Origin of the sequence: Streptomyces stelliscabiei, from assembly GCF_014873495.1 — a bacterium.
Taxonomy (GTDB): Bacteria; Actinomycetota; Actinomycetes; order Streptomycetales; family Streptomycetaceae; genus Streptomyces; species Streptomyces bottropensis.
Genome location: NZ_JADBGF010000001.1, coordinates 7,709,986 through 7,729,982, shown reverse-complemented (window position 1 = coordinate 7,729,982; position 19,997 = coordinate 7,709,986). Strand labels below are relative to the sequence as shown.

The 19,997-nt window shown below is 71.7% G+C and carries 20 protein-coding genes; 6 read left to right on the top strand and 14 right to left on the bottom strand.

Translation table 11 applies throughout. The features are described from left to right. Nucleotides 1-83: 83 nt before the first annotated feature. From H4687_RS34215 to H4687_RS34185, 7 genes are all read right to left on the bottom strand, one after another. On the bottom strand, nucleotides 84-842 hold the full coding sequence (locus H4687_RS34215) for a DUF3159 domain-containing protein (RefSeq protein WP_046917969.1): 759 nt from the start codon (nucleotides 840-842) through the stop codon (nucleotides 84-86). 3 nt (nucleotides 843-845) lie between these two features. Further along, nucleotides 846-1,244: an OB-fold nucleic acid binding domain-containing protein gene (locus H4687_RS34210; RefSeq protein WP_005481623.1), complete on the bottom strand. Its 399-nt coding sequence runs from the start codon at nucleotides 1,242-1,244 to the stop codon at nucleotides 846-848. Nucleotides 1,245-1,287: 43 nt separating this feature from the next. Then, nucleotides 1,288-1,971: a response regulator gene (locus tag H4687_RS34205; RefSeq protein ID WP_005481621.1), complete on the bottom strand. Its 684-nt coding sequence runs from the start codon at nucleotides 1,969-1,971 to the stop codon at nucleotides 1,288-1,290. After that, nucleotides 1,968-4,643 carry a sensor histidine kinase gene (locus tag H4687_RS34200; protein WP_046917970.1) on the bottom strand — a complete coding sequence of 892 codons (2,676 nt, stop codon included), beginning with the start codon at nucleotides 4,641-4,643 and terminating at the stop codon, nucleotides 1,968-1,970. The genes H4687_RS34205 and H4687_RS34200 overlap by 4 nt, the downstream gene beginning before the upstream one ends. A gap of 299 nt (nucleotides 4,644-4,942) precedes the next feature. After that, nucleotides 4,943-5,722: a DUF3710 domain-containing protein gene (locus tag H4687_RS34195; RefSeq protein WP_020114140.1), complete on the bottom strand. Its 780-nt coding sequence runs from the start codon at nucleotides 5,720-5,722 to the stop codon at nucleotides 4,943-4,945. A 1-nt stretch (nucleotide 5,723) separates the two neighbouring features. Further along, the gene (dut, locus tag H4687_RS34190) at nucleotides 5,724-6,245 is read right to left on the bottom strand and encodes a dUTP diphosphatase (RefSeq protein WP_046917971.1); all 522 of its coding nucleotides are present in this window, start codon (nucleotides 6,243-6,245) and stop codon (nucleotides 5,724-5,726) included. Next, a complete protein-coding gene (locus tag H4687_RS34185) occupies nucleotides 6,242-6,826 on the bottom strand; it encodes a PaaI family thioesterase (RefSeq protein ID WP_046917972.1) in 585 nt (194 codons plus the stop codon). Before H4687_RS34185 ends, dut begins: the two co-directional genes overlap by 4 nt. Nucleotides 6,827-6,938: 112 nt before the next feature. On the opposite strand from H4687_RS34185, the gene H4687_RS34180 reads away from it, so the two are divergent. Beyond that, complete coding sequence (locus H4687_RS34180; protein WP_005481604.1) at nucleotides 6,939-7,400, top strand: DUF3093 domain-containing protein; 462 nt, start codon at nucleotides 6,939-6,941, stop codon at nucleotides 7,398-7,400. A gap of 67 nt (nucleotides 7,401-7,467) precedes the next feature. On the opposite strand, the gene H4687_RS34175 is transcribed toward H4687_RS34180, so the two are convergent. The 4 genes from H4687_RS34175 to H4687_RS34160 form a co-directional block, all read right to left on the bottom strand. Next, a complete protein-coding gene (locus H4687_RS34175; protein WP_192781750.1) occupies nucleotides 7,468-8,418 on the bottom strand; it encodes a hypothetical protein in 951 nt (316 codons plus the stop codon). A gap of 13 nt (nucleotides 8,419-8,431) precedes the next feature. After that, on the bottom strand, nucleotides 8,432-8,728 hold the full coding sequence (locus tag H4687_RS34170) for a DUF4193 domain-containing protein (protein ID WP_005481602.1): 297 nt from the start codon (nucleotides 8,726-8,728) through the stop codon (nucleotides 8,432-8,434). A 406-nt stretch (nucleotides 8,729-9,134) separates the two neighbouring features. Beyond that, complete coding sequence (locus tag H4687_RS34165; protein WP_046917974.1) at nucleotides 9,135-10,397, bottom strand: sensor histidine kinase; 1,263 nt, start codon at nucleotides 10,395-10,397, stop codon at nucleotides 9,135-9,137. Between the two features lie 6 nt (nucleotides 10,398-10,403). Beyond that, complete coding sequence (locus H4687_RS34160; RefSeq protein WP_046917975.1) at nucleotides 10,404-11,057, bottom strand: response regulator transcription factor; 654 nt, start codon at nucleotides 11,055-11,057, stop codon at nucleotides 10,404-10,406. 415 nt (nucleotides 11,058-11,472) lie between these two features. On the opposite strand from H4687_RS34160, the gene H4687_RS34155 reads away from it, so the two are divergent. Continuing rightward, complete coding sequence (locus H4687_RS34155) at nucleotides 11,473-11,637, top strand: hypothetical protein (protein WP_005481595.1); 165 nt, start codon at nucleotides 11,473-11,475, stop codon at nucleotides 11,635-11,637. Nucleotides 11,638-11,733: 96 nt separating this feature from the next. Here H4687_RS34155 and H4687_RS34150 read toward each other — a convergent pair whose 3' ends face one another. Further along, a complete protein-coding gene (locus H4687_RS34150) occupies nucleotides 11,734-12,552 on the bottom strand; it encodes an inositol monophosphatase family protein (protein ID WP_046917984.1) in 819 nt (272 codons plus the stop codon). An 8-nt stretch (nucleotides 12,553-12,560) separates the two neighbouring features. Next, nucleotides 12,561-13,688 carry a ferrochelatase gene (locus H4687_RS34145; protein WP_046917976.1) on the bottom strand — a complete coding sequence of 376 codons (1,128 nt, stop codon included), beginning with the start codon at nucleotides 13,686-13,688 and terminating at the stop codon, nucleotides 12,561-12,563. Between the two features lie 150 nt (nucleotides 13,689-13,838). Here H4687_RS34145 and H4687_RS34140 point away from each other — a divergent pair, with 150 nt between their 5' ends. The 3 genes from H4687_RS34140 to sepH all read left to right on the top strand — a co-directional run bounded on the left by H4687_RS34140 (nucleotide 13,839) and on the right by sepH (nucleotide 17,802). Further along, nucleotides 13,839-15,080: an MFS transporter gene (locus H4687_RS34140; RefSeq protein WP_046917977.1), complete on the top strand. Its 1,242-nt coding sequence runs from the start codon at nucleotides 13,839-13,841 to the stop codon at nucleotides 15,078-15,080. After that, entirely contained in the window at nucleotides 15,040-16,359 is a 1,320-nt protein-coding gene (locus tag H4687_RS34135) for a D-arabinono-1,4-lactone oxidase (protein ID WP_046917978.1), read from the top strand. Before H4687_RS34140 ends, H4687_RS34135 begins: the two co-directional genes overlap by 41 nt. A 402-nt stretch (nucleotides 16,360-16,761) precedes the next feature. Next, entirely contained in the window at nucleotides 16,762-17,802 is a 1,041-nt protein-coding gene (gene sepH / locus H4687_RS34130; RefSeq protein WP_046917979.1) for a septation protein SepH, read from the top strand. Nucleotides 17,803-18,014: 212 nt separating this feature from the next. Here the strand turns inward: sepH and H4687_RS34125 are convergent, their stop codons facing one another. Beyond that, nucleotides 18,015-18,842, bottom strand: a complete 828-nt coding sequence (locus H4687_RS34125; RefSeq protein WP_046917980.1) for a sulfurtransferase — start codon at nucleotides 18,840-18,842, stop codon at nucleotides 18,015-18,017. Between the two features lie 351 nt (nucleotides 18,843-19,193). Here H4687_RS34125 and H4687_RS34120 point away from each other — a divergent pair, with 351 nt between their 5' ends. Then, entirely contained in the window at nucleotides 19,194-19,988 is a 795-nt protein-coding gene (locus H4687_RS34120; protein ID WP_046917981.1) for a VOC family protein, read from the top strand. The last annotated feature ends 9 nt before the right edge of the window (nucleotides 19,989-19,997 follow it).

The following is a 19,997-nucleotide window of genomic DNA, read 5'->3' as shown; positions in this document are numbered from 1 at the left end:
AAGCGGGGGTCCGGGGGCGCAGCCCCCGGTGGGCCCGCGCCGGTACCCGCGCCCGCACCCGGCATCCGCCCGGCAGACCGCGGCTACTCGGCGGACCGCGCCGCGGCCTTCCGCTCCTCCGCCGCGCGCTCCTCCGCCTCCATCTCCGCGAACACGTCGATGGGAGCCGGCGCCTTCGCGAGGAAGATCCAGGTCAGCCACACCGCGAGCAGGAACGGCGGGATCTTCAGGGCGATGAGCACCCAGCCCAGCTGGGTGGTGTCGGCCCACCAGTAGAGCGGGAAGAGGATCGCGCACTTGGCGAGCAGGATCGCACCCCAGGCGTAACTGGCCTTCGCGTACGCCTTCTTGCGGCCGGGGTTCCGCGTCCGCCAGGACAGGTTCTCCTTGAAGACCGGGCCGAGCATCAGGCCGATCAGCGGCACACCGGCCAGCGTCGTGATGATGTACGCGAGCCCGAGGCCCAGCGTGTACAGCATGCCCGGCAGATAGAAGTCCTTGGCGTTGCCGGTCATCATCGCGAAGACCACGCCGAAGGCGACCCCGAAGACACCGCTGAAGGCGTGCTTGACGGTGTCCTTCATGACGAGCCGCACCACGACCAGCAGGACGGAGACACCGAGGGCCGCGAGGGCCGCGGAGTGCAGGTCCTTGTTGATCGTGAAGATGGAGACGAAGAGCAGGCCCGGGAGCACGGTCTCGACCATGCCGCGCACGCCACCGAACGCCTCGAACAGTGCGGCCTCCGTCACCGCCCTGGAGTCCTGCGAGCCGTCCTGTCCGCCCTGTGCGTCCTGGACGCCGCGCTGGGCGTCTTCCGTCGGCTTGTCGAGCGACGTCACCGGCTACTCCCGTCCGAGGGGTCTGAGTTCGTACTTCGGGTTGAACAGCACCCTACGGCCCCGGCTCATCGAGACCCGGCCGGATGCGATCAGCTTGCGCCCCGGCTCTATCCCGACGATGGAGCGCCGGCCCAGCCACACCACGTCCAGCGCGGCGGAACCGTCGAACAGCTCGGCCTCCAGGGCCGGGACACCGGCCCGGGGGCGCAGCGTGACCGTGCGCAAGGTACCAGTAACCGTCACTATCTGTCGGTCGTGGCAGTCACAGATGCGCGTGCAGCCCGCGGTGTCCGCGTCCTCGCGCAGCTCCTCGGACTCCAGGTCCGTCTGGGACGAGGAGAGCCGGTCGAGCATGCGCCGGAACCGGCCCGCCGGCTTCTCGGAACGAGGAACAGCACTCATGACAAAAGCGTACCGGGGTGCGCCGAGAGAGCCGTACCCCCGGCTACTTCTCGAAGCGGTACCCCATCCCCGCCTCGGTGATGAAGTGCCTCGGCCGGGACGGGTCGCCCTCCAGCTTGCGCCTGAGCTGGGCCATGTAGACGCGGAGGTAGTTGGTCTCCGTCCCGTACGACGGCCCCCAGACCTCCTGGAGCAGCTGCTTCTGGCCGACCAGGCGCCCGGTGTTGCGGACCAGTACCTCCAGGAGGTGCCATTCGGTGGGTGTCAGCCGGACGTCCCTGCCGTCCCGGTTCACCTTCTTCGCGGCCAGGTCCACGGTGAAGTCGTCGGTCTCCACGATCACGTCGCCCTCCTCGCCCCCGACGGGCTCGGCACGCCGGACGGCGGCGCGCAGCCGGGCGAGCAACTCGTCCATGCCGAAGGGTTTGGTGACGTAGTCGTCGGCGCCGGCGTCCAGGGCCTCGACCTTCTCGTCGGAGGTGTGGCGGGCGGAGAGCACGATGATCGGCACCCGGGTCCAGCCGCGCAGCCCGTTGATCACCTCGACGCCGTCCATGTCGGGCAGCCCGAGGTCGAGGACCACGACGTCGGGGTGCCGGGCGGCGGCGAGTTCGAGGGCCGTCGCACCGTCATGGGCCGCGTCGACCTCGTACTTGCGTGCCTTGAGGTTGATCACGAGCGCCCGCACGATCTGCGGCTCGTCGTCGACCACGAGCACCCGGGTCATCTGCCCCGCCTCTCCACCGACACGGCCCCACGACCGGATCCACCCGCGTCGGCCGAGGGGCCCACGTCGGCCCGCCCACCCGCACCTGTCGGCGTGCCCCCGCACGGTGACGGGGCCGAGGGCGAGGCCGAGGGCGCCCCGTCCGACGCCCCTGCCGCCACCGCCGTGGCGCCCTTCGCCACCGCCCGCACCGTGAGGACCATCGTGAGCCCCCCGCCAGGCGTGTCCTCGGCGTCCAGCGTGCCGCCCATCGCCTCGGCGAAGCCGCGGGCGACCGCGAGGCCCAGCCCCACGCCGGTCCCGCGCGGAGCGTCCCCGTGGCGCTGGAAGGGGGCGAAGATGCGCTCCTTGGCCTCGTCCGGGACGCCGGGGCCCCGGTCGGTGACCCGGACCTCGACCCGGCCGCCGAGGGCGCTGGCGGAGACCTGGGCGGGCGTGCCGGGCGGGCTGTACTTGACGGCGTTCTCGACGATGTTGGCGACCGCGCGCTCCAGCAGCCCGGGGTCGACGGCGACCATGGGCAGGCTCTCGGGGATCTCCAGTCCGACGCTGCCCTCGGGAACGCCGCCGAGGGCCATCGGCACCACCTCGTCGAGGTCGATCTCGCGGATCAGCGTGGTGACGGTGCCGGTCTGGAGGCGGGACATGTCGAGGAGGTTGCCCACGAGGTGGTCGAGCCGGTCGGCGCCCTCCTCGATCCCGGCGAGCAGCTCGGCCTCGTCCTGCGGCGACCAGGCCACGTCGTCGGAGCGCAGGGAAGAGACGGCGGCCTTGATGCCGGCCAGCGGGGTGCGCAGATCGTGGCTGACGGCGGCGAGCAGCGCGGTGCGGATGCGGTTGCCCTCGGCCAGCTCCTTGGCCTGGTCTGCCTCCTGCTGCAGGCGCCGCCGGTCCAGTACGACGGCGGCCTGGGCAGCGAAAGCGGCGAGCACCCGGCGGTCCTCGGCGGGCAGGACGCGTCCGGACAGGGCGAGCGCCATGTGGTCGCCGACCGGCATGTCCACGTCCGCGGCCTCCGGACGGTCCACCCGGCGGGGGCCCACGCTGCCCGCGCAGGTCCACGGCTCCACGTCGCTCCCGCGCTCCAGCAGGGCCACCGACTCCATCCCGAAGGTCTCCCGTACTCGCTCCAGCAGCGCCTCCAGGCTGGTCTCCCCGCGCAGCACGCTGCCCGCGAGGAAGGACAGGATCTCCGACTCGGCGCGCAGCCGGGCCGCCTGGTGGGTGCGCCGGGCCGCGAGGTCCACCACGGACGCCACCGCCACCGCGACCCCTATGAAGACCACGATGGCGACGATGTTCGTCGGGTCGTCGACGGTCAGGGTGTGGACGGGGGGTGTGAAGAACCAGTTGAGCAGCAGTGATCCCAGCACGGCGGCGGCCAGGGCGGGCAGCAGACCGCCCAGCAGGGCCGCGGCCACCGTCAGCGACAGGAACAACAGCATGTCGTTGGTGAGGCCCAGGTCCCTCGCGGCGTTGGCGAGCAGCAGGGCCAGCAGCAACGGGCCCACCGTCCCGGCCAGCCAGCCCCAGATCATCCGGGCCCGGCCGAGCCGCGCGCCCCGCGCGACGGGCAGCCCGCGCCCCTTGCCCGCCTCGTCGTGGGTGATGAGGTGGACGTCCAGGTCGGGTCCCGAGTTCCGGGCGACGGTCGCGCCGACACCCGGTCCGAGCACGTACTGCCAGCTCTTGCGGCGCGAGACGCCGAGCACGATCTGAGTGGCGTTGACCCCGCGCGCGAAGGCCAGCAGCGCCGCCGGGATGTCGTCGCCGACGACGTGGTGGAAGGTGCCGCCGAGGTCCTCGACGAGGGTGCGCTGAACGGCGAGTTCCTTGGGCGAGGCCGAGGTCAGCCCGTCGCTGCGGGCGATGTAGACGGCCATGACCTCGCCGCCCGCGCCCTTCTCGGCGAGCCGGGCGGCCCGCCGGATCAGGGTCCGCCCCTCGGGGCCGCCGGTGAGCCCCACCACGATCCGCTCGCGCGATCCCCAGATCCGCGACACCTGGTGCTCGCTGCGGTAGGCGTTCAGGTACTCGTCGACCCGGTCCGCCACCCACAGCAGCGCCAGCTCGCGCAGCGCGGTCAGGTTCCCGGGCCGGAAGTAGTTCGACAGGGCCGCGTCGACCTTGTCCGACTGGTAGACGTTGCCGTGCGCCATCCGTCGCCGCAGCGCCTGCGGGGACATGTCGACCAGCTCTATCTCGTCGGCCCGCCGTACCACCTCGTCGGGCACGGTCTCGCGCTGCCGTACGCCCGTTATCGACTCGACGACATCACCGAGGGACTCCAGGTGCTGGATGTTGACGGTCGATATGACGTCGACGCCGGCCGTGAGCAGTTCCTGGACGTCCTGCCAGCGCCGGTCGTTGCGGGAGCCGGGCACGTTGGTGTGGGCCAGTTCGTCCACGAGGGCCACGCGCGGCCGCCGGGCGAGGACGGCGTCCACGTCCATCTCGGTGAAGACCGCGTCCCGGTACTTCAGCTCACGGCGCGGGATCTGTTCGAGACCGTGCAGCATCACCTCGGTACGCGGGCGGCCGTGGTGCTCCACGACGGCCACCACGCAGTCGGTGCCGCGTTCGGTCCGGCGGTGCGCTTCGGACAGCATCGCGTAGGTCTTGCCGACGCCCGGTGCCGCGCCGAGGTAGATCCGAAGCTTTCCGCGTGCCATGTCCCCAGTGTCTTCCCGTGACCGTGGTCGCTCGTGACCGCTGCCTACGCAGCGTCGACCCTACGGCCAATAATCACGGCAAAGGGGACGGGAGACACGCCGGAGCGGCTCTTTGACGTAACCCTGACGCGCACCGGACGGCGAACAGCGGGCGGCAGGCAGGACCACGGGAGCGGGCGGCGGACGGCAGACGGCGGACGGCAGACAGCAGACAGCGGACAGCGGACAGCGGACAGCGGACAGCGCATGGCAAAGGGCCGCACCCCGCCAGGGATACGGCCCCACCGAGCACCGAACGCTCAGCGCACCTCGGTGATCTCCGGTCCGCGCTGCAGCTGCCCCATGCCTCCGGAGAAGCGGGAGCCGGCCTGCTCGTCCTGCTGGACACCCTCGGGGACCATCTGCGCGTCGTTCGGCAGCTTGAGGACGATCGGGTCGCGCGGGGCCATGGGGCCCTCGCCGCGGACGACGACCGTGTCCCGGAAGATCTGCTCCAACAGCCCGGCGGTCTGCGGCTCCACCGCGCCCCGGCCGGAGATCACTCCGCGCAGGAACCAGCGGGGCCCGTCCACGCCGACGAACCGGACGACCTGGAAGCCGCCCGTGCCGTCCGGCAGCTGCACCGGCACCTGGGCGCGCAGCTCCCAGCCGAGGGGGCCCTCGACCTCGTCGATGACACCGCCCTGCTGGGTGATGCCGGAGGCGATCTCCTCGCGTACCTCGCCCCAGATGCCCTCGCGCTTGGGCGCGGCGAAGGCCTGCAGCTGGACCGCGCTGTCGCGGAGCACGACGGTCGCGGCGACGATCGCGTCGCCCGCGACCTCGACCCGCAGCTCCATGCCGTCGACTCCGGGCACGAAGATGCCGCCGAGGTCCACCCGGCCCTCGCCGGGCTCGCGCACCTCGGTGCTGTCCCACGGACCGTCGGGGCGGGGCTCCGGTTCGAGCCGTACGCGCTCCCGGCCGCCCTCGTCCGCCTCGGTGTCGACGTCCCCAGCGACGCCGTCGACCTGCTCGGCCTCGCTCGCCGCGTCCGCCGCGTCCTCGGCGGAACCCTTCTTCTTGCGACGTCCGAACACGTCACTGTCCTTCCCGGTCGGATACGACCGAAGCGTATCGATTCCCACCCGTTGTGCCGCCCACGGCGGCATGACCGCCCGTGGACCCGAAGCCCCCCTCGGCCCGCGCCGAGTCGGGAAGCTCCGCCACCTCCTGGAAGCGCACCTTCTCGACCTGCTGGACGACCAGTTGGGCAATCCGGTCGAAGCGCTCGAACCGCACGGCTTCATGCGGGTCGAGATTCACCACGATCACCTTGATCTCCCCACGGTACCCGGCATCAACCGTCCCCGGGGCATTCACCAGGGCGACGCCGCAGCGGGCGGCGAGGCCGGACCGTGGGTGTACGAAGGCCGCGTACCCCTCCGGGAGCGCGATGGACACTCCCGTGGGCAGTACGGCCCGTTCGCCGGGCTTCAGCTCCCGGCTCTCGGTGGTGCGCAGATCGGCTCCCGCGTCACCGGGGCGCGCGTAGTCCGGCAGCGGCACGTCGGGGTCGACGCGCCGGATCAGGACGTCGAGAGGGGTACGGCCGTCGCTCACGGGTTCACCTCGAAGGCGCGGGCCCGCCGGACCTGGTCGGGGTCGTCCATGGCCGCGCGGATCTCCTCGTCGCGCCCGTGGTCGATGAAGTGGTCGACCTTGACCTCGACGAACAGCGCGTCGGCGCGGACGGCCAGGGGACCGTCGGGAGCGCCGATGCGCCCCTCGGCCGTCGCGAAGATCTTGCGTCCGGCCACCGCCGTCGCCTCGGCACGCAGATGCAGCACGGTGCCGACGGGGACGGGCCGCAGGAAGTCCGTCTCCAGCCGCCCGGTCACCGCGATGGTGCGCAGCAGCCAGGTGAGGGAGCCGAGGGTCTCGTCCAGGGCGCTGGCCAGGACTCCGCCGTGCGCGAGGCCCGGGGCTCCCTGGTGCGCGGGCCGCACCGTGAACTCGGCGGTGAGAGTGACGCCCTCACCGGCCGTCGCCTCCAGATGCAGCCCGTGCGGCTGCTCACCACCACAGCCGAAACACTGCCCGTAGTGCGCGCCGAGCGGCTCACCGGGGGCGGGCGCCTCGGGATGCCGTACGGGCGCCGTGGCGTCAGCCGGGGGGCGCAGGGCCGCGGAAGTACCTCTCACAGGCGCAGACCTTACCCGCCCGTCAGCGTCCGGCCACCGTCCCTACGGACAGGGTTTCCCCTCGGACGCCCCTATTCCGGGGCGGGAGGGTCCGCATGCCAAGCTTGACGCCATGCAGCTCCCCGCCTCGCCGTACGAAGAACGCCTCACCGCGCCCCGCACCTGGTGGCTCGTCTGCTTCCTGGTCGGCGTCTCGATGGCCCTCATCCTGCTGCCGTTCGGCACCCTCCCCCTGCTGGGCGGGCTCGTCGGCGGCACCGCGGTCGCGGCGGTCGTCGCCAGCTCGTACGGCTCGGTACGCATCCGTGTCGTCGGCGGTTCCCTGGTCGCGGGCGAGGCGAAGATCCCGGTGAGCGCCCTGGGCGAGCCGGAGATCCTGGACCGTGAGGAGGCCCAGGCCTGGCGCACGTACAAGGCCAACCCGCACGCGTTCATGCTCCTGCGCGCCTACATCCCGACCGCCCTGCGCATCCCGGTCACCGACCCGGCCGACCCCACCCCGTACGTGTACCTGTCGACGAGGGAGCCGGAGCGCCTGGTCGCCGCCCTGGAAGCGGCGCGGACGACGGCGTAGCGCGGCGAGCCCCCGGGGCGCACCTCTCCCGGTGCGGCACGGTTTCTCGCCGAACTCTTACCGGCGCTCAGCCCCCGCCCAGTTCCTCGGGCAGTTCACCCACCGCCAGGGGATCGGCCGGCTTCTCCAGCGGCGGAAGTTCCGGCAGCGCCTCCCACGGCACCTGTGTGCGCCGCAGGTCCTTGCGGATGCGCTCCGCGACGCGCTTGGTGTCCCGGTGGTTCATGACCGCCCCGACCGCCGCGCCGACCAGGAACGGCATCAGGTTCGGCAGGTCCCGCACCATGCGCTTCATGATCTGCTGACGCAGCTGCCGCTTCATCTGGCCGCCGAGCGCGGAGTTGACCGTGGAGGGTCTGGTCACGTCGATGCCGCGCTCGCCGGACCAGGAGTTCAGGTAGGCGGTACTGCGCTGCCGCAGGTTCCCCGGCGGCCGCGCGCCGTACACCTCGTGCAGCTCGGCGATGAGCTTCAGCTCGATGGCGGCGACCCCGGTGATCTCGGCGGCCAGCTCCGCGGGCATGGCGGGCGGCGCCGGCAGCATCGCGGCGGCCCCGACGCCCGCGCCCACCGTGGAGGTCGCGTTGGCGGCCCCGGCGACGAGCTTGTCGGCGATCTGCTCGGGCCCCAGCCCCGGGAACTGGGCACGCAGGGTCGCGAGATCGCGTACGGGAATCCGCGGGGCGATCTCGATGATCCGTTCGGTGATGTACGCGAGCCCCGCTCGGGCCCGGTCACCGCTCTTGCGGGCCCCGACCTTCAGGCCCTGTTTCAGTCCCGCGCGGACGACGGCCGCGCGCCGGGTGGCGACCTGCGCCGGGGCGTCCACCGGTACGGGCAGACGTTCCTGCTCATCCGTGGCGCCCCCCGACGCCATGGCGGACGCCCGTTCGAGCGAGGCCTCTCCCTGTTCGGAGGAGCCCCGCCCGTCGTCACGCACGCCGTCGGAACCCACTTCGGGCCCCGGGTCCGCCCCCTTGCGGGAGCGGCGCTTCCAAGGAGGGGTCGAGCCAGTCACGGCCGACCCTGCCTCAGTCGCAGTCGCGGCAGATCGGCTGACCGTTCTTCTCGCGGGCCAGCTGGCTGCGGTGGTGCACCAGGAAGCAGCTCATGCAGGTGAACTCGTCCTGCTGCTTGGGCAGCACCCGGACGGCCAGCTCCTCGTTCGAGAGGTCGGCCCCGGGCAGTTCCAGGCCTTCTGCCGCCTCGAACTCGTCTACATCCACGGCGGACGTCGACTTGTCGTTCCGGCGAGCCTTGAGCTCTTCCAGGCTGTCCGAGTCGACGTCGTCGTCGGTCTTGCGTGGGGTGTCGTAATCCGTTGCCATGTCGCGCTCTCCCCCTCTGGGTGTCTGCGGTGTCTCCAGCGCACGTAACGCGTGAGAGGCCGGACTTGTGCCCGACCTGAGGCGGAGATTTTGCCTCACATCAAGGTCTGTTACTCAATCGACACCCAACCGGATCCCTCGAGAGTGATCGGCTTGGATGGCGAACGGGACCGTACACGGTCCTGAGGCTGCATATCAAAGGCGCTTCAGCATGTACTTCCCGTGATCCCAACCCCCGAAAACCCGGATTTTCCCGGCTTTCCGGCGGCCACATGATCACTCTCGGTATATGGCTGGAAATTCGCCCATGTGATCGATCACACATCGGTCGTGCACGACCGTTTCGATCAGGTACCCAGGAAATTCCGCGCAAAGCGAACACGCCCTGGAAACCGGGGTCATTTTCTCAGACGGGCAGGGTCACGCGCATCACGAGTCCGCCTCCCTCTCGTGGCCGGGCGGCGATATGGCCGCCGTGCGCACGGGCCACGGACCGGACGATCGACAGGCCGAGGCCCACGCCCTTGTCACTGCCCGTGCGCTCCGTACGCAGCCGCCGGAACGGCTCGAAAAGATTGTCGATCTCGTACGCCGGGACCACGGGCCCGGTGTTCGTGACGACCAGGACCGCCTGTCCGTGCTGCAGCTCCGTGGTGACCTCCACCCAGCCGCCCGGCCCCGGCACGTTGTACCGGACGGCGTTCTGGACCAGGTTCAGGGCGATCCGCTCCAGCAGGACGCCGTTGCCCTGGACGACCGCGGGGGCCCACTCGCCGCGGATCTCCACCTTCTTGGCGTCCGCCTCCGAGCGCACCTGGTCGATGGCCTGGGAGGCGACCTCGGCGAGGTCCACGGGCTTGCGTTCGACGATCTGGTTGTCGCTGCGGGCGAGCAGCAGCAGACCCTCGACGAGCTGCTCACTGCGCTCGTTGGTGGCCAGCAGCGTCTTGCCCAGCTGCTGCAGCTCGGCCGGTGCGCCCGGATCGGAGAGGTGCACCTCCAGCAGGGTGCGGTTGATCGCGAGCGGCGTCCGCAGCTCGTGCGAGGCGTTGCCGACGAACCGCTGCTGGGCCGTGAAGGCCCGCTGGAGCCGCTCCAGCATGTCGTCGAAGGTGTCCGCCAGCTCCTTCAGCTCGTCGTCCGGGCCGTCCAGCTCGATACGCCTGGACAGGTCCGAGCCGGCCACGGCGCGCGCGGTACGGGTGATCCGGCCGAGCGGTGCGAGCACCCGCCCCGCCATGGCGTACCCGAAGGCGAACGCGATGACGGCGAGCCCGAGCAGCGCCAGCAGGGAGCGGCTGAGCAGCGTGTCGAGGGCGACCTGGCGCTCGTGGTCGATGCACGCGGCGATCGCCGTGTTGAAGTCGTCGAGCTTGAGATTGGTCGGGGCCGTGTCGGCGTCGACGGCGGGACAGATGTTGCTGGAGACGCTGATGTTCGTGCCGCCCTCGATCTTGAACACCGGGGTGTTGCCGGTGCTCACGGCCTGGGCGGCCAGCAGGTAGATGATCGACAGCAGCAGGATCCCGGCGATCAGGAACATGCCGCCGTACAGCAGCGTGAGCCGTATCCGGATGGTCGGGCGCAGCCACGGGAGCGGGTTCTGCGCCCGCCGGGGGTCCCAGGTGGGCTTCGGGGGCGCCTGGGGCGGCGCGGGGGTGGGAGCCACGGCGGATCAGATCCGGTAGCCGGAGCCGGGCACGGTGACGATGACCGGCGGTTCGCCGAGCTTGCGGCGCAGTGTCATGACCGTCACGCGCACGACGTTGGTGAACGGGTCGGTGTTCTCGTCCCAGGCCTTCTCCAGGAGCTGCTCCGCCGAGACGACGGCGCCCTCGCTGCGCATCAGCACCTCCAGGACCGCGAACTCCTTGGGGGCGAGCTGGACCTCCTTGCCGTCGCGGAAGACCTCGCGGCGGTTGGGGTCGAGCTTGATCCCGGCGCGCTCCAGCACGGGCGGCAGCGGCACGCTCGTCCGCCGGCCGAGGGCCCGTACGCGCGCGATGAGCTCGCTGAAGGCGAACGGCTTGGGCAGGTAGTCGTCGGCGCCGATCTCCAGGCCCTCGACGCGGTCGCTGACGTCGCCGGACGCGGTCAGCATCAGCACGCGCGTGGGCAGCCCCAGCTCGACGACCTTGCGGCAGACGTCGTCGCCGTGGACGAGGGGGAGATCGCGGTCGAGGACGACCACGTCGTAGTCGTTGACGCCGATGCGTTCCAGGGCTGCCGCACCGTCGTACACGACGTCGACGGCCATGGCCTCCCGGCGCAGTCCGGTGGCCACCGCATCGGCGAGCAGCTGCTCGTCCTCGACGACGAGTACGCGCACGTCGCTTGTCCTTCCTGTGTCCACCCGCGTAGCGCGCCGAAGGCGCACACGGGCAGGGTGTTCGTGGGTGTGTGACCTCCATCCTGCCTTTTTCGGCCGTAAGTCGGCGGTAAGGCGACCACCGGGCAGGAAGGCCGCGGGGGCACGGCCGGGAATACGGGATTTTTTCGTTCGGTTGAGGTTTCCGTCGGAAGGACCGGGGGGAGGACGGCTTTACACCCCGCGATCACGCTCCGCTTGTGCCGCACCACCATGCGGTACGCGGCAATCCGCTTCTCCGCAGAGCGGGCGTGTGTGTCCGGCACCGTCGCCGCCCGGCAGGGCAGCGCCGGGCACCCACAGGAGACGTGATCGCCCCTTCCGAACGGCACACCCCCGTGCCACCGACCCACGACCCAGGACGAGGGGGCGCAGCATGGACGCATTCACCGCAGGACTTCTGCAGCGCATAAGGACGACCGAGTCCGACCTGACCAGGGCACGCGACGAGGGCGACGACTTCCTCGCCGAGGTCGAGCAGGGCGAACTCGACGACCTGCGCCGCCTCGCCGCCGACCACGGTGTGGAGGTCGGCGCCTAGGCGTCCGCATTCCCGGCCCACCTACCAGCCCTACGCACCACAGCGGGCCCCCGCCAGATCCAGGCCGGGGGCCCGCTGCTCTGCGCCGGGCGCGTGTCAGTCGTGCCAGGCCCCGAGGTCCTCCAGGCGGGTCTGGAGGACCTCGAAGAGGGCGGGTGGGGCGGCGACGGTCAGCTCGGGCGAGAGGGGCTCCGAGGGGCGGCCACCGGTCAGGGCGCCCGCCTCCCGGGCGACGAGGTCGCCCGCCGCGTAGTCCCAGGGGTTGAGACCGCGCTCGTAGTAGGCGTCCAGGCGGCCCGCGGCCACGTCGCACAGGTCGATCGCGGCCGAGCCGCCGCGTCGGATGTCCCGCACGTGCGGGATCAGCTCGCGCAGCACGTCGGCCTGCCTGGCCCGCCGCTCGGCCCGGTAGCCGAAACCGGTGCCGACGAGGGCCAGCGCCAGTTCCGGGGCGGGGCGCACGCGCGCGGGGCGGTCGTTCAGGTACGCGCCCTCGCCGAGGACGGCCCGGAAGGTCTCGCCGCGCTCCGGGGCGTGGACCACGCCCACGACCGTCTCGCCGTCCACCCGGACGGCGATGGACACGGCCCAACTGGGCAGGCCATAGAGGTAGTTGACGGTTCCGTCGATAGGGTCGATCACCCACTGGACGCCGCTGGTCCCCTCGACGCTGGCGCCCTCCTCGCCGAGCACGCCGTCGTGCGGCCTGCGCTCGGCCAGCAGGCCGGTGATCAGCTTCTCGGAGGCGATGTCCATCTCGGTGACGACGTCGACCGCGCTGGACTTGGTGGCGGCCACGCCGAGGTCGGCGGGGCGGCCGTCGCGCAGGAAGGCTCCCGCGCGGTGGGCCGCGTCCAGGGCGATCTCCAGCAGTTCGGCCCGCAGGCCGTCCGGGCGCTCTGTCTGGTCGTTCACGGTGCTCCTCACGCGTACGGGCTGTCGACGCCCGCGGCGGCGGGTCGGGGGGCGCGGGCCGGGCAGCAGCCGGCCGGGCACAGGTGGTGGCTCGCGCCGAGTGCGCCGAGGGCGCAGGGTGCGACGTCGTCGCCCCGCTCGACGGCGGCGCGCTCCAGGACGAGGTCGCGGACGGCGGCGGCGAACCGCGGATCGGCGCCCACGGTGGCCGACCGGCGGACCGGCAGCCCCAGTTCCTCGCCCTTGGCCATGGCCTCGGTGTCGAGGTCGTACAGGACCTCCATGTGGTCCGAGACGAACCCGATGGGCACCATCACGACGGCCGGGGCCCCGGACTCGTGCCGCTCCTGGAGGTGGTCGCAGATGTCGGGCTCCAGCCACGGGATGTGCGGGGCGCCGGAGCGGGACTGGTAGACGAGCTGCCAGGGGTGCTCGACCCCGGTCCGCTCGCGCACGGCGTCGACGATGAGCCGCGAGACCTCCAGGTGCTCGGCGACGTAGGCGCCGCCGTCCCCGTGGTCCTCGGACGGGCCGGAGGTGTCCGCCGAGGCGTTCGGGATGGAGTGCGTGCAGAAGGCGAGGTGCGCGCCGTCACGGACGTCCTCGGGGAGGTCGGCGAGCGACCGCAGGACGCCGTCGATCATGGGCTCCAGGAAGCCCGGGTGGTTGAAGTAGTGCCGGATCTTGTCGATCCTCGGGGGCTCAAGGCCCTCGGACTCCAGGGCGGCGAGCGAGTCGGCGAGGTTCTCGCGGTACTGGCGGCAGCCCGAGTACGAGGCGTACGCGCTGGTGGCGAGGACGAGGACGCGGCGGCGGCCGTCGGCCACCATCTCACGCAGCGTGTCGGTCAGATAGGGCGCCCAGTTGCGGTTGCCCCAGTAGACCGGCAGGTCCAGGCCGTGTTCGGCGAAGTCCTTGCGCAGGGCGTCGAGCAGGGCGCGGTTCTGGCCGTTGATGGGGCTGACCCCGCCGAACAGGAAGTAGTGCTGCCCGACTTCCTTGAGGCGTTCCTTGGGGATGCCGCGCCCCCGTGTCACGTTCTCCAGGAACGGGACCACGTCGTCCGGGCCCTCCGGGCCGCCGAACGAGAGCAGGAGCAGGGCGTCGTAGGGGGTGGCGTCGTGCGCGTGTGGCATGTCTTCGATCCTGCCACCCGGCGCGGGCGACCGGGATCCCGGCCCACGTCCGAGGATGACCGAGGGTCACCTCACCCGTAAGCTGTATCGACCACAGTCACGCCTTACGAGGAACCTTCTCCTCCGCGGACCGGACCGACCGGAGACCCCGTGCCCAGCCCCTACACCGCCCTGTTCGCCGCCCCCGGCACCAGGGGTTTCACCGCCGCGGGTCTGCTCGGCCGGATGCCGCTGTCCATGATGGGCATCGGCGTGGTCACGATGATCTCCCAGCTCACCGGACGGTACGGCCTGGCGGGCGCGCTGTCGGCGACCATCGCGCTGTCCGCCGCCGTGCTCGGCCCGCAGATCTCCCGGCTGGTGGACCAGTACGGACAGCGCCGGGTGCTGCGCCCGGCGACCCTCGTCGCGCTGACCGCGGCGGCCGCGCTGCTGTTCGCCGCGCACTACGCGTGGCCGGACTGGGTGCTCTACGTCTGCTCGGCGGGCATCGGGTGTGTGCCGAGCCTCGGGGCGATGACCCGGGCGCGCTGGGCGGCCCTGTACCGGGACACCCCTCAGCTGCACACCGCGTACTCCTTCGAGTCGGTCGTCGACGAGATCTGCTTCATCTTCGGGCCGATCATCTCCATCGGGCTCTCCACCGCGTGGTTCCCGGAGGCGGGCCCGCTCCTCGCCGCCTGCTTCCTGGCGGCCGGCGTCTTCTGGCTCACCGCCCAGCGCGCGACCGAGCCGGCGCCGCACCCGCGCGCGCGGCACGACAGGCGCCGTTCGGCGCTGCGCTCGCCCGGACTGCGGGTCCTGGTGGCCACCTTCGTGGCGACCGGGGCGATCTTCGGGGCCGTCGACGTGGTCACCGTGGCCTTCGCCGAGGAGCGGGGCCACAAGGCCGCCGCCAGCGTCGTCCTGGCCCTCTACGCGGCCGGTTCCTGCGCCGCGGGCATCGTCTTCGGGCTGGTGCGCTTCGGCGGGGCGGCGGAACGACGGTGGCTGATGGGCGTGTGCGGCATGGCCGTGAGTATGATCCCCCTCCTACTGGTCGGAAACTTGCCGTTCCTGGCCGTGGCGCTCTTCGTCGCCGGACTGTCCATCGCACCCACGATGATCACGACGATGTCCCTGATCGAGGAGCACGTACCACGCACGCAACTGACCGAGGGCATGACCTGGGTGAGCACCGGACTCGCGGTCGGGGTCGCGCTCGGCTCCTCGGTCTCCGGCTGGGTGATCGACGCCGCCGGGGCGAAGGCGGGGTACGTGGTTCCGGCGGCGTCCGGAGCCGTCGCGGTCGCGGTGGGTTTCCTCGGGTACCGCCGGCTGCGCAGGCCGGCTCCAAGGCGGGGAGGGCCCCATGAGCACCACAGTGATCGGCAAGAGCGGCACGTGGCGTAACTGGGCGGGGAACGTCACCGCCCGGCCCGTACGGGAGGTCACCCCGGCCACCGTCGAGGAGCTCGCCGCGGCCGTGCGGAAGGCCGCCGAGGACGACCTCCGGGTGAAGGCGGTCGGCACGGGTCACTCCTTCACGGCGGCGGCCGCCACGGACGGTGTGCTGATCCGTCCCCAACTGCTGACGGGCATACGCAGGATCGACCGTGAGGCCATGACCGTCACGGTCGCCGCGGGCACCCCGCTCAAGCGGCTCAACATGGCCCTCGCCCGCGAGGGCCTGTCGCTCACGAACATGGGCGACATCATGGAGCAGACGGTCTCCGGCGCCACCAGCACCGGAACGCACGGCACCGGCCGGGACTCGGCCTCCATCGCCGCCCAGATCCGGGGCCTGGAACTGGTCACCGCGGACGGCTCGACCCTCACCTGCTCGCCGACGGAGAACGCGGACGTCTTCGCCGCCGCCCGCGTCGGCATCGGCGCCCTCGGCATCGTCACCGCGATCACCTTCGCCGTGGAGCCGATCTTCCTGCTCACGGCTCGCGAGGAACCGATGCCGTTCGAGCGGGTGATGGCCGAGTTCGACGAACTGCACGCCGAGAACGAGCACTTCGAGTTCTACTGGTTCCCGCACACCGGCAACACCAACACCAAGCGCAACAACCGCAGCGCGGGGCCCGAGAAGCCCGTACCGCAGCTGAACAGCTGGTTCGAGGACGAGTTCCTCTCCAACGGCGTGTTCCAGGTGGCCAACTGGGTCGGCCAGGCGGTCCCCGCGACCATCCCCACCATCGCGCAGATCTCCAGCCGCGCCCTGTCCGCGCGGACCTACACGGACATTCCCTACAAGGTCTTCACCTCTCCGCGCCGAGTGCGGTTCGTGGAGATGGAGTTCGCCGTGCCGCGCGAGGCCCTGGTGGACACGCTGCGTGAACTCAAGGCGATGGTCGACCGTTCGAAGCTGCGCGTCAGCTTCCCGGTCGAGGTGCGCACCGCGCCGGCCGACGACATCACGCTCTCCACCGCCTCCGGCCGCGAGAGCGCCTACGTCGCCGTGCACATGTTCAAGGGCACGCCCTATCAGGCGTACTTCACCGCAGCCGAGCGGATCTTCACCGCGCACGAGGGGCGGCCGCACTGGGGCAAGGTGCACACGCGCGACACGGACTACTTCGCCAAGGTCTACCCGCGGTTCGGCGAGTTCACCGCGCTGCGTGACCGGCTCGACCCCGAACGGCGTTTCCAGAACGACTACTTGCGCCGGGTGCTCGGCGCGTAGCGCGTCCGGCGGTTGTCGTCGATCGTGTGAAGGGCGTCCCTCCCGAGGTCACGAAAAGGTCTGTTCCCACGCCGGATCGACGTCCGGCGTGAGAAGTTGGGCGGCGTGCCGATCCACGCAAGTGGCCCGAATGGAGTACTGTTGCGAGCCCTGGGTCCGGACTCCCGCCAGGGTGTCCGGGGCCTTCGAGGACCGCCGGGAGGGGGATCGTTGCACAGGGTGATGAGGTTCGTCACTTAGCGTTGCGAATTGATAACCGTGCCATAACGGCGACCTCGGGCTCACGCCCGACACGCCGGGCAACTCGGCAAGGTTGTGGCAGGCTGCACCCGGGCAGGCCACACTCGACTAGCGGAAGCAGCGACGCACGTGACGTCGGCAGGCACCACCCGGGAGGTCCCCATGCCCGAACTGCGTGTCGTGGCCGTCTCCAATGACGGCACACGGCTGGTGCTGAAGGCTGCCGATTCCACGGAGTACACGCTTCCGATCGACGAACGGCTGCGTGCCGCCGTGCGCGGCGACCGTCCACGCCTCGGTCAGATCGAGATCGAGGTGGAGAGCCATCTCCGCCCCCGTGACATCCAGGCGCGGATACGCGCGGGTGCCACGGCCGAGGAGGTCGCGCAGCTCGCCGGCATCCCCGTCGACCGGGTCCGCCGGTTCGAGGGTCCCGTCCTCGCCGAGCGTGCCTTCATGGCCGAGCGGGCCCGCAAGACCCCGGTCCGCCGCCCCGGCGAGAACGCCGCCGGACCCCAGCTCGGTGAGGCCGTCCAGGAGCGCCTGTTGCTGCGCGGCGCCGAGAAGGACACCGTCCAGTGGGACTCCTGGCGCCGCGACGACGGCACCTGGGAAGTCCTGTTGGTGTACTGCGTCGCGGGCGAACCGCACTCGGCGAGCTGGACGTACGACCCGCCCCGACGGCTCGTCCAGGCCGTCGACGACGAGGCACGCTCGCTGATCGGCGAGTCCGACGACCTCGGGACGCCCGAGCCGAGCTTCCCGTTCGTGCCGAGGATCGCGCGGCTGCCCCGTGACCGCCCCCTGGACCGCCAGGCGGAACGTCCCGCCCTACCCCCGCCCTCGGAGTCCGACGACGAGTTGGTGAGCGAGCGCGACTCGCTCACCAGCATCCTGGAGGCCGTCCCGAGCTACCGGGGCGACCTGGTGGTGCCCGAACTGCCCTCCGTGGAACCGCAGGAGGAGTCCTCGTCCGTCTCCGTCGAGGAGGTGGCGGAGGAGGAGTCCGCGGCCCCCGCGGCCTCGGCCGGTTCCGCCTACGCGGACGTCCTCATGCCGCGGTCGGTCAACGGCCATCGCGACCGGCTCGTCGGCGCCACCGACCGCCAGGCCGAGGCGGACGGCGTCCGTCCGGGCCGTCGCGCGGCGGTGCCGAGCTGGGACGAGATCGTCTTCGGTACGCGGCGCAAGAAACAGGAGTAGCGGGCCCACGACGGTGGGGAGTCGGACCGGTCGTTCTCGCTGGATGCGTTTCTTCGTCTGTGTCTCCGGCGGTGTCCTGTCTGCGTCTCCGCTGATGGTTTCGCTGGTGGTGTGTGCTGGTGTTTTTTGTTGGAGCAGGATCGGTCATTCATACGTGTGTGGGGCCCGCGTCGTTCAGACGCGGGCCCCACGGCGTTTGCGTCAGCGGTGACTCACCGGGGGTCGGGCCCGGTGGCGACCGGACGGCTCCCGTCCCGGGACCACTCCGACCACGAGCCCACGTACAGGGCCGCCGGGATGCCCGCGACGGCCAGCGCCAGCACCTGATGGGCGCCGGAGACCCCGGAGCCGCAGTAGACGCCGACCTCGGACTCGGCCGTCGCGCCGAATCCCTTGAAGCGGTCGGCGAGTTCGGCGGCGGAGCGGAAGCGGCCGGATTCGGTCACGTTCTCCGTGGTGGGGGCGGACAGCGCGCCCGGGATGTGGCCGCCGACCGGGTCGATGGGCTCCACGTCGCCGCGGTAGCGCTCGGCGGCCCGGGCGTCCAGGAGCAGTCCGGTGCGGGCCAGCTCGGCGGCGCCGTCCGCGTCGAGCAGCGGCAGCGCGCCGGGGGCAGGCTCGAAGGTGCCGGGCTGGGGCCGCGGGATCTCGGCCGTCAGGGGGCCCTCCCAGGCCGCCAGGCCGCCGTCCAGGACCCGTACCGAGGGGTGACCCGCCCAGCGGAGCAGCCACCACGCGCGCGCGGCGGCCCAGTTGAGCCCGCCGTCGTACACGACGACGGGGCGGTCGGCGCCGACCCCGGCCGCCCGCATCGCAGCACCGAAGGCGTCGGTGTCGGGCAGCGGGTGGCGGCCGCCGGAACCCGCCGGACCGGCGAGTTCGGCGTCCAGGTCGACGAAGACGGCTCCCGGGAGGTGCGCCTTGTCGTACTCGGGCCGCTGGTTCGGGCCGCCCAACTGCCAGCGGACGTCCAGGAGGACCGGCGGACGGGGTCCCGCCAGTTCGCCGGCGAGGTCGGAGGCGGAGATGATGGCGTTCATGGCTCCATCCTCGCGCACGGAGTGGCCGTGTCGCCCGGGTCCGGCTACTCTGCCCGCCGACGGTGCCGATCACCGGCAGTACGGGATCGGACACATGCCGTACGGCCGAGGGACACCGCACGGCAGCGACGCGGACGGCGGCGGGTACCGGATCGTCGGGCATCCTCGCGCACGTACGCCTCGCTCGGCGGTGCGGCGCGGGCCCTGGCGCTACGGCTGGTGCGAGCATCGGCACGGGGCGTGATCGCGCGCGGACGCGGTACACGTACGGAGGGCGGACGGACACGGCCACCGCGAGGGGCCGAGGAGAGACGGACACGGCCACCGCGAGGGGCCGAGGAGAGAGTGACGATGACCGAGGCACGGGGGTCGGCCGGCCTGAGCGGCACGGCGTATCCACCGGGCACACCCTGCTGGGTGAGCCTGATGGTGCACGGGATGGCCACGACCCAGGACTTCTACGGGGCGCTGTTCGGCTGGGAGTTCCAGCCCGGCCCCCAGCAGCTCGGCCCGTACGTAAGGGCACTGCTCGACGGGCGCCAGGTGGCGGGCATCGGACAGCTTCCGCCCGACCGCCATCTGCCCATCGCGTGGACGCCGTACTTCGCCTCGGACGACGCGGACCGGACGGCGGAGACCGTACGGCACTGCGGAGGCACCGTCGGCGTCGGTCCGCTGGACGCCGGTGAGGCGGGCCGGCTGGTGATCGCCTCCGACCCCGCGGGAGCCGTCTTCGGCGTGTGGCAGGCGGCGGAGCATCTCGGCGCGGACATCACCGGCGTGCCCGGCACCCCGGCGTGGGACGAACTCCTCACCGTCGACAGCTCGCTGGTCGCCAAGTTCTACGAGACGACGTTCGGGTACGAGGAGGAGCCGGTGGTCTCCGCCGACGACGACTACGTCACCCTGCGCGTCGAGGGCCGCTCCGTCGCCGGCATCCACGGCGTCGGCGGCGCGCTGCCTCGCGACCGGGGTCCCCACTGGCTGACCTACTTCGAGGTGAGCGACCCCGACGAGGCCGCCAACCGCGTCATCGAACTCGGCGGACGCGTCCTCGACCCGGTCCACGACACCCCGCACGGGCCGGTGGCCACGCTGGCCGACCCGGAGGGCGCGAAGTTCGCCGTGGTGCACACGGAGCGCTGAGCCGCCTGC